The 13,859-nt window shown below is 59.3% G+C and carries 9 protein-coding genes; 8 read left to right on the top strand and 1 reads right to left on the bottom strand.

Annotated elements, in window-relative coordinates:
- Positions 1-2 precede the first annotated feature (2 nt).
- The 7 genes from Mal15_RS18485 to Mal15_RS18515 all read left to right on the top strand — a co-directional run bounded on the left by Mal15_RS18485 (position 3) and on the right by Mal15_RS18515 (position 10,639).
- Positions 3-2,447, top strand: a complete 2,445-nt coding sequence (locus Mal15_RS18485) for a DUF1592 domain-containing protein (RefSeq protein WP_147872164.1) — start codon at positions 3-5, stop codon at positions 2,445-2,447.
- Positions 2,444-3,790 (top strand): DUF1552 domain-containing protein, encoded by a 1,347-nt coding sequence (locus Mal15_RS18490; protein WP_233902872.1) that lies wholly within the window; start codon positions 2,444-2,446, stop codon positions 3,788-3,790. The genes Mal15_RS18485 and Mal15_RS18490 overlap by 4 nt, the downstream gene beginning before the upstream one ends.
- 17 nt (positions 3,791-3,807) lie before the next feature.
- Positions 3,808-5,403: an ankyrin repeat domain-containing protein gene (locus Mal15_RS18495; RefSeq protein WP_167546905.1), complete on the top strand. Its 1,596-nt coding sequence runs from the start codon at positions 3,808-3,810 to the stop codon at positions 5,401-5,403.
- 382 nt (positions 5,404-5,785) lie between these two features.
- Positions 5,786-7,231 carry a sulfatase family protein gene (locus tag Mal15_RS18500; RefSeq protein WP_147869133.1) on the top strand — a complete coding sequence of 482 codons (1,446 nt, stop codon included), beginning with the start codon at positions 5,786-5,788 and terminating at the stop codon, positions 7,229-7,231.
- 86 nt (positions 7,232-7,317) lie between these two features.
- Entirely contained in the window at positions 7,318-8,883 is a 1,566-nt protein-coding gene (locus Mal15_RS18505) for a sulfatase family protein (protein ID WP_147869134.1), read from the top strand.
- 313 nt (positions 8,884-9,196) lie between these two features.
- On the top strand, positions 9,197-9,529 hold the full coding sequence (locus tag Mal15_RS18510; RefSeq protein ID WP_147869135.1) for a hypothetical protein: 333 nt from the start codon (positions 9,197-9,199) through the stop codon (positions 9,527-9,529).
- 156 nt (positions 9,530-9,685) lie between these two features.
- On the top strand, positions 9,686-10,639 hold the full coding sequence (locus tag Mal15_RS18515) for an amidohydrolase family protein (protein WP_147869136.1): 954 nt from the start codon (positions 9,686-9,688) through the stop codon (positions 10,637-10,639).
- A 27-nt stretch (positions 10,640-10,666) separates the two neighbouring features.
- Here the strand turns inward: Mal15_RS18515 and Mal15_RS18520 are convergent, their stop codons facing one another.
- Complete coding sequence (locus tag Mal15_RS18520; RefSeq protein ID WP_147869137.1) at positions 10,667-12,259, bottom strand: sulfatase family protein; 1,593 nt, start codon at positions 12,257-12,259, stop codon at positions 10,667-10,669.
- 355 nt (positions 12,260-12,614) lie between these two features.
- Between Mal15_RS18520 and Mal15_RS18525 the strand changes: the two genes are divergently transcribed.
- Positions 12,615-13,718 (top strand): hypothetical protein, encoded by a 1,104-nt coding sequence (locus tag Mal15_RS18525; protein ID WP_167546906.1) that lies wholly within the window; start codon positions 12,615-12,617, stop codon positions 13,716-13,718.
- The last annotated feature ends 141 nt before the right edge of the window (positions 13,719-13,859 follow it).

Raw genomic sequence — 13,859 nt, forward strand, 5'->3', positions numbered from 1 at the left:
GCATGGCGAACCGATTCTCGCTCCTTCCCGTCAGAAATCGCACCGTCTCGGTTTGTTGCTCCGGCTTGCTCGTTTGGTTTGTGGCACTTTTCTGCGAAAACATCCGCGCCGACGAGACCGCGACGACGCCCAAGGACGCGACCGGCGAGTCGCTTGAGCATGCGGCCGCCCCGGCGTTGGAGTTGTTTTTAACCGAGTACTGTTTGGACTGTCACAGCGAGGATGCTCCGGAGGCAGACTTGGACCTTTCGCTTTTGCCCGACCACAGCCTGGAATCGCATGATGAAATCTGGGAACGTGTGCTCGGCGAGTTGATGTCACGGCGGATGCCACCGCCGGACGCCTACCGCCCCTCGGAACAGGACTATCAAAAAGCGAGCAACCGACTGGTCCAAGCGTTAGCGGCCGTCGCGGCAAAACATCCCAAGCCGGGTCGCACGGATACGTTCCGGCGATTGAACCGGTTTGAATATCAGAATGCGATCCGAGATCTGCTGGCGCTCGACGTCGACGCCGAAGCGATGTTGCCGGCCGATGAATCCAGCCATGGGTTCGACAACGTCACGGTCGCAGACCTGCCGCCGACGTTGGTCTCGCGTTACATCAACGCGGCACGAACCATCAGCCGACTTGCGATCGCCCAGCCATCGGATCAATTGGAAGGGCACACGTACCGCATGCCCGCCGATGTGACTCAAGAGCAACACGTGGTCGGATTGCCGCCGGGAACCCGCGGCGGCATGTTGATTCACCACACCTTCCCACGCTCCGGTGTCTACGAAGTGCAAGTCCACTTGGCACGCGATCGCAACGAGCATGTCGAAGGTTTGAACGGTAAGTACCAAATGGAGTTTCTGTTGGATCGGGATCGCGTCGCCGATTTCGAACTCGTCCCGCCGAAGGCCAAGAGTCGCTACTTTTTCGATGACAGCCGGTTGAAGGCACGGATCGATGTGACCGCCGGCCCTCACGACTTCGGTGTCACCTTCGTTAAAAACAAGTCGTCGCTGATCGAAACCAAACGCCAACCATTGAATGTGCATTTCAATTCGCACCGGCATCCGCGACAGACCCCCGCGGTGTTTCAAGTGTCGATCACCGGTCCGTACGTCGATGCCGATACGTCAGCCGCGACGCAAACCGCCCCGGACACGCCCAGCCGACGTCGCGTGTTTACCTGCTATCCGTCGACGTCCGCGCAGAACGAATCTTGTGCCGAACAAATCCTCTCGCGTCTGGCCCGACTTGCCTATCGACGCGCCGTCGACCACACGGACATCGCCCCGCTGATGGAGTTCTATCGCGATGGCGAGGCCGCAGGTGGATTCGAGGCAGGGATCGAACGGGCGCTGGCGTCGCTGTTGGTCAGCCCCAGGTTCCTGTTCCGCATCGAACGAGACCCCGAAGGCCTGGACGCCGGCGAAGTCTATCCGATCAGCGACATCGAACTGGCATCACGGTTGTCGTTCTTCCTGTGGAGCAGCCTACCCGACGACGAATTGCTGACGGTCGTCGAACAAGGCAAGCTGCGGGATCCCGAAATCTTGCGCCAGCAGATGCTGCGGATGCTCAGCGACCGCCGTGCCGAAGCGCTGGTGACCAACTTCGCCAACCAGTGGCTGCATCTGCGAAACCTGGAAAGCAAAACGCCCGACGCCCGACTGTATCCCGACTTCGACGACAACCTCCGCCAAGCGATGCGGCGTGAAACGGAATTGCTGTTCCAAAGCGTGGTCGACGAAGACCGCAGCGTTCTGGACTTGTTGCGAGCCGATTACACGTACCTGAACGAACGCTTGGCCAAACATTACGGCATCCCGCATGTTTATGGCAGCCGGTTTCGTCGCGTCAACCTTTCCAGTGATGACCATCGTGGCGGATTGTTACGGCACGGAAGCATCTTGACGGTGACCTCCTATGCGACGCGAACCTCGCCCGTGATCCGCGGCAACTGGGTCCTGGAAAATTTGCTCGCCACGCCAACTCCGCCGCCACCGCCGAACGTTCCGTCGCTGGAAGAGGAGGTGATCGGGGCGGACCTTCCGATCCGCCAGCGGCTCGCCAAACACCGCTCCAACGCCGCCTGCGCCAGCTGTCACGTGATCATCGACCCGATCGGATTTTCGTTGGAAAACTATGATGCGGTCGGACGATGGCGAGACACCGAATTCGGTGTTCCGGTTGATGCCGAGGGCGCGTTGCCCAGCGGCGACAGTTTCCATGGCGTGACGGGATTAGAGGCCGCCGTATTGCAGCGGCCCGAATTGTTCGCCACGGCGATGACCGAAAAACTGATCACCTATGCGCTCGGTCGCGGCGTCACTACCTCCGACGGCCCCGCGATTCGCGAAATCGTGCGTCGTGCTGGACAAGATCAATATCGTTTTTCTGCGTTGATTTGGGAAATCATCAACAGCCCGGCTTTTCAAATGAGGACCTTCCGGTGAATCTGATTCGAAAGAAAGCTCTCTCACGTCGAACGGTGCTACGCGGCCTCGGCGGCGCCGTCGCGCTACCGCTGCTCGATGCGATGGTACCGGCAGCAACCGCATCGGAATCCACCGCCGCGGCGCCGGTTCGACGGCTCGGTTATGTCTTCATGCCGATGGGCTGTGACCTGTCGCGATGGAAACCGCCCGGCGAAACCACGCTGGGTGAATTGCCGCCGATCCTGCAGTCGCTCGAGCCCGTGCGCCGACAAGTCACGGTGATCAGCAACTTGGAGCTTGCTAACGCTTACCCGGGTTCGCACGCAACGTCCAATTCCGCGTTCTTGAGCGCCGCCAAGGCGAAGCACACCGAAGGCACCGATTACTACTTGGGCACGACCGCCGATCAACTCGCGGCCAAGCAGATCGGTCAATCGACGCAGCTGCCTTCGATGGAATTGTCGATGGATCTGATGCAAACTGTCGGCCAGTGCGACAACGGCTATGCCTGCGTTTACCAAAACAACCTGTCCTGGTCATCACCCACGACACCGCTGCCGTCCGAAGCACATCCGCGGATCGTGTTCGAGAGCATGTTCGGGGCGGGCGGAACGGCAGCCCAGCGGCGGGCCGAACGCAATCAAAAGGCGAGTCTGTTGGATTGGATGTCCGAGGACATCGCGCGGCTGAATCGCGAAGTCGGTCCGTCGGATCGCGTCAGGATCAGCCAATACTTGGATTCGGTGCGCGAAGTCGAGCGGCGGATTCAACAATCCGAAGCCGCTGCGAAGGACAACGAGTTGCCGGACCTGGATCGGCCGATGGGCGTCCCTGCCTCCTACGCCGACCACGCACGACTGATGTTCGACTTGCAGGTTTTAGCATTGCAAGCCGACATCACACGCGTGATCACATTCCAGTTGGCCCGGGAAACGAGCAACCGTAGTTATCCCGAATTGGGCGTTCCCGAATCGCATCACCCGCTGTCGCACCACGGCAACGACGAACAGAAGATCGCAAAAATGGCAAAGATCAATGCGTTTCATGTCTCGCTGTTCGCGTACTTCCTGGAAAAACTTCAGCAAACGTCCGACGGAAACGGGTCGCTGTTGGATCATTCCCTGTTGCTTTACGGCAGCGGCATGGGCAACCCGAACGTCCACGACCACTCGGACCTGCCGATCATCGTCGCCGGTGGTGCCGCCGGTGGCATGCAGGGAGGGAGGCACATTCAATACGACCGCCCCACCCCGCTGGCCAATTTACACCTGACGTTGCTGGATAAGGTCGGCGTCAAACTCGACAAATTCGCCGACAGCGAAGGCCCCGTCGACGAACTCTTCGAACCGCTTTCGGTGTAATCACGGTGAAACGGATGGTGAATCAGTTTCTTGTTCGCTTGCGTCACAACGTCGCTACGCTCACCAAAGCGTGGACGACGCGGAAGATCCATCCGCCAACCGCTTTCGCGCATCAACGGAGCATTCTTACTGTCACGCTTTGCTGGATCCTACTGAGCGGTGCATCGCTCCACGCCGCCGACTCTTCGCTGGCCGATGCGGCGGAACATCAAGACCACGCGAGGGTCGTCAGCTTACTCAAAGGAGCTGACGACGGATCGATCGACGTCGATGCACCACAAGTCGACGGAATGACGGCACTGCACTGGGCCACCTATTTCGATGATGCCGACATGTGCAAGACGCTCGTCGATGCGGGGGCACGCGCGGATTGCGAAAACCGCTACGGCGTCACTCCGCTATCGCTCGCCTGCACCAACGGAAACACCGAGATCGTGCGATTGCTGCTCGAAAACGGCGCCGACGCCAACGCGACGCTCAATGGTGGTGAGACAGCCCTCATGACAGCATCCCGGACCGGACGTGTCGGCCCGGTCCGCGCGTTGCTTGAGCACGGCGCCGATGTCGACGCGAAAGAACGCAACGATCAGACCGCACTGATGTGGGCGGCCCACGAAGGCCACCTTGATGTCGTCGATTTGTTGCTCGACGCGGGCGCAGATTTTGACACGCCCTTGCGATCGGGTTACACGCCGATGACCTTTGCCGTTCGCCAAGGACACACTTCCGTCGTGAAACGGTTTCTCGATGCCGGTGTGGATGTCAATTCGGTGATGATGCCCGCCAACAGTTCCGGCAAGAACGTTCAAAAGCGGACCTCACCGCTGATCCTGGCGATCGAAAACGGCCACTTTGAACTCGCCGTCGAATTGCTGAAGGCCGGTGCAGATCCGAACGATCAGCGGACCGGGTTTTCACCGCTGTTCACGATGTCATGGGTTCGCAAACCGCCGCTGGGGGACAATGCCGACGGAGACCCGCCGCCGATCGGATCGGGATCGATGACCAGTTTGCAATTCGTCCGGGCGCTCGTCGAACACGGGGCCGACGTCAACGCGAGGAAAGAACGCAGTGGCGGTCGCGGCAAGTTCGGCAAGAAAGGGGCGACGGCTTTCTTCGCCGCGGCCGGAACCGCCGATGTCGCCCTGATGCAAACGCTATTGGACTTGGGCGCCGATCCGACGCTTGCCGCCGACAACGGTTGGACACCGTTGATGATCGCGGCGGGAATCGGCTCGGGAACCGAAGGCGACTCGGCGGGCTCGGAACCGGAATGCCTGGCAGCGGTTTCCTTCCTGATCGACTTGGGGGCCGAAGTCAACGCCGTCGACGAAAACGGCGAAACGGCCATGCACGGTGCCGCCTATAAAATGATGCCGTCGGTCGTTAATCGTCTCGCTGCCAGCGGCGCCGACATCAACGTCTGGAGCAAGGTGACCAAACAGGGCCGGATGCCGTTGTGGATCGCCATGGGCCATCGCGGCGGAGGAAATTTTAAACCCTCCTACGAAACCGCTGATGCCATCCGCGCCTTGATGATCGCCGAAGGCATCACCCCGCCGCCACCGCCCAAACGGAAGCTCGAAAAAGGCTATCGACAAGACGGGAATTAGTTGCCGACGAGAAATTGGCAAAACGATGGGGGCAAAACAATGTCGTAGCGACTCCGCCGCTCGGAGGTCGTTCGATTCGCCAGAGCAAGTCAATTCCCGAGGAGGCCCCACCTTCTGGCGAAGGTAGCTACGATTGAACGACCATGGCCGGCAATTGGAGTGCATCGTTGTGCTGTCCAATTGACCTGTTCCTTCAATCAACCTTCTGTCCCCAACCACTCCCACGCAACATCCCATCGTTCTGCCCCCCATCGTTCTGCCCCCCCATCGTCTTGCCCCCATCGTCTTGCCCCCATCGTCTTGCCCCCATCGTCTTGCCCCCATCGTCTTGCCCCCATCGTCTTGCCCCCATCGTCTTGCCCCTCCCCACCGCCCGCCTCTCATGCTCGCGCAAAAACAAACCCTCTCCGTCGCACTGGTCACCCTCCTCGTTGCCCAACTAGCCAACTCCAAGTCACTCGCTGCCGAGACATCGGAGCGGCCGCACATCATCTTGGTGATGGCCGATGACCACGGCTATGGCGACACCGGATTCACCGGACATCCCTTCGTCCAAACGCCGCACCTGGACGCGATGTCCAAGGCGGGCGTCGTATTCAACCGCTTTTACGCCAGTGCGCCGGTCTGTTCACCGACCCGCGCCAGTGTGATGACCGGTCGCCATCCGTTTCGCACCAACGTTCCCAATCACGGCCACTACATGCGGCCCGACGAAGTGACGATCGCCGAGGCGCTCGGCGGCGCCGGCTATGTCACCGGCCATTTTGGCAAATGGCACATCGGATCGGTTCAACCGGACAGCCCGACCAGTCCCGGCGGGGCAGGATTCGACGAGTGGCTCTCCGGATTGAACTTCTTCGACAACGATCCCTACCTCAGCCGCAACGGAAACTACGAACACATCGAAGGCCCCGGAACCGTGATCACGATGGAAGCGACCATCGAGTTCCTGACGAAACACCACGCTGGCGATCGCCCGATGTTCGCCGTCACCTGGTTTCCTTCTCCCCACGATCCCCAACAGGAATTGCCACAGAACGTTCCCGATGCCGCGACACTTTACAACGACCAAAGTACGAAGAAACCGGGTTACTTTCGCGAGATCACGCTGTTGGATCAACAAGTCGGACGACTTCGTCAATCCTTGCGCGACCTTGGCATCGCCGAAAACACGCTGCTGTTCTACTGCAGCGACAACGGCGGGTTGATCGTCGAATCGTCCGGCGGTCGCAACAAAAAGGGCAGTATTTATGAAGGCGGATTGCGGGTTCCCGCGATTCTGGAATGGCCGGCGCGATTCGGTCATCAGTCGATCGACACGCCTGCGTTTGCCGCCGACCTGTACCCGACGCTGGTCCCCATCGCCGGCGCCAAAGTTCCGCATCAACCGCGACTGGACGGCGTTGACCTTGCCGACGTGTTGGCCGGCAAGCAAACCACGCGACCGCCGATGGGATTCTGGCACGGACACACCCAAGGGCAAAGCACGTACAGCGACCGGATCATCCGCGCGCTACTCGAAGCCAAACAATCCGGACGCCCCAACCCGTTCCCCGAGCGAGTTTTAAAGAACGTCCAAGAGTTTCCGACCTTCGGCGACGAAGGGATGCGAGGCCACGCGGCATGGAACGCTTGGCCGTGGAAGCTGCACCGAATTCAAAACGACAACCAAATCAAGTTGGAACTCTACAACTTGGAAACTGACCCCATGGAGCAAACAAATCTGGTCAAAAAACACCCCGATCGCGCCGCCCAAATGAAAACGCAGCTCGAGGCCTGGCAGCGGTCGGTCTTGGACAGCTGGTCGGGGAAGGACTATGTGCGTTGATTGTTGTTTCCAGAGATAATGCAGGCCGTATGTGCCTCGCCTCACGCCCCGTTTGATCGCCAACCAAGACCATTTGAAATCCTCCCATGAAAGCAGCGTCTTTAAGTATTCCCAACGCTCTGGTGAGCGCAGCTACCTCAAAGCCTCGCTACCTCACCCGTTGGTCGGTACTGACACTGGTATTTCTCACCGCGACCCTTTGCCGTGCCGATGACCGCCCCAGCTTCATTCTGCTGATGGGAGACGATCACGGATGGAGTGAGACCGGCTACAACGGACATCCCTATCTGCAGACTCCGGTGTTGGATGAAATGGCCCGCAGCGGTTTGCGGCTGGATCATTTCTATTCCGGGCATCCTTCGTGTTCACCGACCCGCGGCAGTGTGCTGACCGGACGCCACCCCAACCGCTACGGAACCTTCTCGCCGGGCTGGTCGATCCGTCCAAAAGAAATCACGATCGCGCATTTGCTGTCCGAGGCCGGTTACCGATGCGGTCATTTCGGAAAGTGGCACCTCGGTCCGGTCAAATCAGACTCACCAACCAACCCGCGTGCGATGGGCTTCGACGAATACGTCTCCCACGACAACTTCTATGAAATGAACCCGCCCTTCTCGCGCAACGGTGACCCGCCGCAAACGATTCGAGGCGAAGGGTCCGAAGTCACGATCGACGAAACCATCAAGTTTATCGACCGCGCTCGAGCCGACGAGACACCGTTCTTGGCGGTCGTTTGGTTCGGGTCGCCCCACGAACCCTACAGCGGCTTGGACAAGGATCTCGCGCTCTATGATGACCTGCCGCAAACGCTCGCCGAACGCACGGTGCGATTGACGTCGATGGAAACCGGGAAACAGACGACGCGGCCACTGCGAGACGTATTGCGCGAGCGTTATGCCGAAATCACCGCAATGGATCGGTCGATCGGAACATTGCGTGACTATCTGGCTGACAAAGGCCTGAGAGACAACACCCTGATCTGGTACTGCGGTGACAACGGCAGCCCGCGAAGCAGCGGACGTGTGACGACTCCGTTCCGCGGCGAAAAAGGGTTGATGTACGAAGGCGGCATCCGGGTTCCCGGGTTGATCGAATGGCCGGCGCGGATCGCGACCAGTCGGGTCAGCGAGGTAAATTCCGTCACCAGTGACATGCTTCCGACGCTCTGTGAACTGGCCGGCGTCCAGACACCCGACCGGCCGCTGGATGGGATCAGCATCGTCCCGGTGATCGATGGCAAAATGACGCAACGTCCCAAACCGATTTGTTTTTGGAGTTATCCGACGAAACGAGTCACCGCGGCGCAAGCGAAGCCCAAGCCTTACATCGATCCGGCATTTCAAGAAGGCACAACGCCGCTCGTCAAGGAGATGGCCGGAAAACTGACACGCAGCTTCAACAACTATCATCAGCCGGAAATCACGGACGAAGACTACGCCGGACCTCGCGTGATCCTGGACAACCGTTTCAAGCTGGTCGTCGATGCAAGCGCGAAAGATCCGACGAACGTGGAACTGTTCGACCTGCATGCCGATCGCGAAGAAGCAACGAACTTGGCCCAGTCCAACGCCGAAGTAACTGAGCGACTCAGTCGACAATTGCGCACCTGGCAAACCTCCGTGCTCAACAGCCTGCAAGAAGCAGATTATTAACCCGGGACAGGCATCCAGCCTGTCATTTCCGCCAAGGAGGAACAAATGCCAGCGGGAAGCGTCAGCGAGCGGCCCACGCTAAAACCACACCACCATTGGCCACTCGCTTACGCGTCGTGCTGTCATCAGCAGCGGACGCCCCGAGGCCAGAAACCTGCACGACCGACACGGCGTTCCCAATCGGCACGAGCCATCTGTTCGCTACCGTTTCGCTTTTGCTCCACCGCCGCGGTCGATGCTGCCGAAATGGATCAAACCAAGGTCGGGACTTTTTGCCGTGAATGGATGCTGAGCCAATTTCGGAGATCCATCCGTGCGTTATTTGCTTCCCGCGTTTCTTGTCGTTCTGTCCGGTTGCAGTTCATCGGGGCCATTGAGTTGGTTTCGGCGAACCCCGGTCGTCTATCACCGTTCCCCCTGCTCTCACTGCGCGCCGTCTTCGGCCACGCCGATCGGATCGGCGGTTTCCTCCGAGCCGATGGTGCTGGAGGGTGCAACGGTCCAGGACGGGATCATTTATGACAGGATGCTCGACGAGACCGTCATCGAAAGCCGGCTTGATCCACCGATGAGCGTGCCTTCGACCGACAGTTCCGCGCCCGCCGTGGAGTCGCTGCCGACACCGACGCCCGATCCGGAAACTTGATAACGCACTGCAGTAGCTACCCTCGCCAGAGCGTGGAGAACACTGCAGTAGCTACGCTCGCCAGAGCGTGGAGAACGACACCTTGCGTCGTATCCGGTTAGAATCTCTTCTTCCGCATCCCATCCGCGTTAAGAGTCCCACCGGAGTGATCTCGCCATGCCGTCCTCCCTTTCCTCGCGTCGACGATTCCTTGGGATCGCCGCGTCCGTCGCATCTTCCGCCGTGCACATCGGCAATCCATCGATCCTTCCCGCCGCCGATGCAAACGTGCAGCAGCCTCGTTTGCTGGATTGCCACCTGCACATCAATCATTTTGAGCGGACGATTGAAGACACGATCCGGCATATGGATGCGACGGGGACGGACAAGGCGTTCGTGTTGCCGTTGGAAACGGGCGAAGGCGGGGTGTTATTGCGCACCGAGACCGTTTTGCACGCGTATCATCAATACCGCGATCGGATCATCCCGTTCTGCCAAACCGACATTCGCAGCGACGACGTGATCGCGCGTCTGCGTGCGTACCATTTACTCGGGTGCCGGGGGATCGGTGAGCAAAAGGAGCATCTTCCGCTGAACGATCCGCGTGTGGAACGTGTCATCGCATTTTGCAACGACGTCCACTGGCCGATCACCATTCATTTCCAGGACGGTCCCGGTGGATACAACCAAGGTTTGGCAGACCACCTGGAAACCTACCTGAAACGGTACAAGAACGTCCGCATCATCGGGCACGCACAAACGTGGTGGGCCAACATCAGTGCCGAAGTGCCACCGGCCGACAAGACGCTGTATCCGAAAGGCCCCGTCAAACCCGGCGGATTGCTCGATCGATTGCTGTCCGACTATCCCAACCTGTATGCCGACATGTCGGCCGGCAGCGGGTTCGGTGCATTGTCGCGTGACAAAGACTTCACGGCCGGGTTTATCGAGCGACACTCCAAACAAATGCTCTTCGGCAGCGATTGTCCCTGCTACGACGGCCATGGCGCCCATTTCAAGAACCTTTGTTACAGCCGGCAGTTGCAAGCGTTCTTGGAGGAGTTGGTGACGGACCCGGATACGCTGCAGGACATCTTTTACAACAACGCGATGCGCGCGCTGGAGGGGTAGTGCGACGCGGGATAAAAGGTCCTTCTGTCAAGGCGCTGCCGGGTAGCGCCGAACACTGACATCGTTGGGTTTTTGCGGCCCTGGCGTACTGCGTCCGCCGCGGATGATGGCTTCCAACAAGGCCTGCATCTGTTCGAGACGTTCCGGTTGGTCTGCGGCACGGTTCTTGGACTCCCCAAGGTCGACCGCCAGATCGTACAGCTGCACCGGCTGGCTTTGATCGCCGCCTTTGCCCCAGCCGCCCGAACCGGGTGCGGCGATGTATTTCCAGCTGCCACGCCGCAGACTTGGGACGCCGCGGATCGAACAACTGATCGCCGATTCGCGAACTGGTCGGTCCTCGCCTCGCAACAGCGACATCAAACTAAAGCTGTCTTCACCGGCATCGTCGGGCAACGCCACCGCCATCAGGTCAGCCATCGTTGCCAATAGATCGGCTTGATGAACCAGTTGATCGCATCGGCTATTCGGCTCGACGACGCCTGGCCAGCGGACGATCATGGGGACGCGATGGCCACCTTCCCACGCGTCCGCTTTGTAGCCTCGTAGGGGGCCGCTTGGATAGTGACCCTGCTTTTCCAGAGCGTCGACGCCGATGTACGGTGCACAGCCGTTGTCGCTTGTAAACACCACCAGCGTGTTGTCTGCTTTGCCGCTCTGCTCGATCGCGTCGAGCACTTGGGCGACGACCGCATCGGTTTCCATGACAAAGTCCGCGTAAAGCCCCAGGCCGCTTTTGCCTTTCCAGGACTCATTGACCGACAAGGGTGTGTGGGGGGACGTGAGTGGCATGTAGAGCAAGAAGGGCTTGGCGTCCGCAGCGGCGTCGCGAATGTAGCGTGAAGCCCGATCGGCCAATGCGGGCAGAATCGGTTCCAGCGTCCACCCGGCGAGGGCGGGCCCCTGGTTGCTGGCCTGATTCTTCCGCAGCAGCTCGACCGGCAAGAATTCGGAGGGGATACCAACGGTTCGATCGCTTTCGATGAAGCAGTAAGGCGGCCAGTTGGGGACGTCGGTGCCGAAGTAGACGTCAAAACCGCGCGTGGTGGGTCCGCCGCCGATCGGATTTTCGAAGACCTCGCGCCAGATGGCTCGATGGGCGTCGGTCGCGACAGCGCGTCCTTTGGGACGTTCTTTGAATTGCTTGGCAACGTCGGCCGGAATCGGCCAATCCCATCCCAAGTGCCATTTGCCGATGCATGCGGTTTGGTAGCCCTGTTGCTGCGCGAGCGAACCGATGGTCAGGCGGTCGGGGGCGATCAACGGTGCTCCCCACAGCCCGACGATTCCCGCTTGCAGACGCGAGCGCCAGTGATAGCGGCCGGTCAGCAGGGTGTAGCGTGATGGAGAGCAGACACCGGACGAGGAATGGGCGTCGGTGAACATCACTCCCTGTTCGGCCAACCGATCGATCGCGGGCGTCGCAATTCTTCCCCGCTCGGGGTTGTAGCACTGCACATCACCGTAACCCAGGTCGTCCGCATAGATCACCACGATGTTGGGACGTTCTGCGTTGATCGGACGCTCCGCCGCCGCTGCCCCCGCCACCATCAACAGCAGCAACGGCGCAACGCCCCCGACACTCCCCCAACCCCAAAACCCATCAATCAACAATCTCATCGCTCCTCCCATTCACTCCCCCACCGGGGACATGGCACTCCAGTCCTCGCCACACGGGGACATGGCATGATCGGTTATGCCATGTCCCCAAGCCGTCTATGTCCCCAAGCCGTCTGGGTACAGAGCCGCCTGGGGACAGGGCATGTTTCCACCAGTGCAATGATATCAAAACACCGCCAGTAATCGTATCTAGATCTTCGATTCCTCTTCTAAAGATGCTTGACTTCCCGCATGATGTCCGGTGCAATGAGGGTTCGTGGAGTCGCAAGAAACGACTCGTTTTGGCTGCGATATTTGAAGACAATCTTCTAGTCGCAGCGACAGCTAAAACGAGTCTCTTTGTTAGGAGGATGCGATGACACGCTCTAATCGCGGTGACAAGATTGACCCTCGCGAGGTTCAAATCGTCCACACCATCAGCCGCACCACACGGGCTTGCTACTTAATGGGCTGCGTCCCCGGTTCGGACGAGAACTACGACCACCGCAAGGAATGGGTCGACGAACTCATTCAGCGATTTGCGGCCCAATTTGCCATCGACGTGCTGTCATTCTCGGTTCTTTCCACTCACCATCACCAACTGCTCCGTTCTCGCCCCGATATTGTCCAGACCTGGGACGATACCGAAGTGGCCCGACGTTGGTTGATGATCTGTCCGAAGCGTAAAGACAAGGCCGGCAATGCCCTCCCACCCTCGGAGCCTGAATTGGACACGATCCGCAATTGTCCGATTCGGGTTGAAGAATTGCGACTGCGACTCAGTGACATCTCGTGGTGGATGCGACTGCTGAACCAACGCATCGCACAGCGAGCCAATCGTGAAGACGATGCCGGTGGGCGTTTCTTCGAAGATCGTTTCAAGGGGATTCCCGTGATCGATGAGGAATCGGTGTTGGCCTGTGCCGTCTATGTGGATCTGAATTGGATTCGAGCTTGTATGGCCGAGACGCTGGAACTGAGCGAACACACATCTGCACAACGCCGGATCGCGGCCGTTGACTCGGAGCAACAGGTAACGGAGCCTGATGATTCTGCAGCAGAATCAGGCAATGACGCATCGACACGGTGTCATCAATCGCTGCCAGACTCGTTTCTAGCCCCTGTCGATCTTTGCGAAGCTAACAATCCTCCTGGTCCACAACCGAGTGATAGCGGTGCGCGATGTAGCGATAAGGGGTTCTTGTCAATGAGCCGCCTAGAGTACTTGGAACTCCTCGACTGGTCGGCACGGCAGATTCGCGACGGGAAACGCGGGCGAACACCTGATGACCTTCCCCCGATATTGATTCGTCTCGGTCTCTCGCCGACGGTCTGGCTGAAATTGATAGCAGACTTCGACGATCTGTTCACCACCATGGCCGGGCTACCTGAACACATTGATCAGCAGCGTGGCAAACAAACCGGCCGCCCGTTCCACGTTCGCAAGCAGACCCGCGAACTGTTTGCCCAAGCGGCTTAGCCCGACTGATCTTCTAGTTGACTGCTCCCTCTTAAAGACGCATTTCACGATGCACGTCTCCAGCTCGCGGCGTAGATCACCTTGGTCCGTGCACGAACTCACCGGTCACCGTGGATTCCAAGCACCCCGTCATGAATCAAG

The sequence above is a fragment of the Stieleria maiorica genome (assembly GCF_008035925.1).
Classification (GTDB): domain Bacteria; phylum Planctomycetota; class Planctomycetia; order Pirellulales; family Pirellulaceae; genus Stieleria; species Stieleria maiorica.

What these genes read in the sequence shown, in the direction of transcription:
- Mal15_RS18500 (WP_147869133.1), top strand. Translation starts at nt 5,786, where the DNA reads ATGCTCGCGCAAAAACAAACCCTCTCCGTCGCACTGGTCACCCTCCTC.
- Mal15_RS18515 (WP_147869136.1), top strand. Translation starts at nt 9,686, where the DNA reads ATGCCGTCCTCCCTTTCCTCGCGTCGACGATTCCTTGGGATCGCCGCG.
- Mal15_RS18520 (WP_147869137.1), bottom strand. Translation starts at nt 12,259, where the DNA reads ATGAGATTGTTGATTGATGGGTTTTGGGGTTGGGGGAGTGTCGGGGGC.
- Mal15_RS18505 (WP_147869134.1), top strand. Translation starts at nt 7,318, where the DNA reads ATGAAAGCAGCGTCTTTAAGTATTCCCAACGCTCTGGTGAGCGCAGCT.
- Mal15_RS18485 (WP_147872164.1), top strand. Translation starts at nt 3, where the DNA reads ATGGCGAACCGATTCTCGCTCCTTCCCGTCAGAAATCGCACCGTCTCG.
- Mal15_RS18525 (WP_167546906.1), top strand. Translation starts at nt 12,615, where the DNA reads ATGACACGCTCTAATCGCGGTGACAAGATTGACCCTCGCGAGGTTCAA.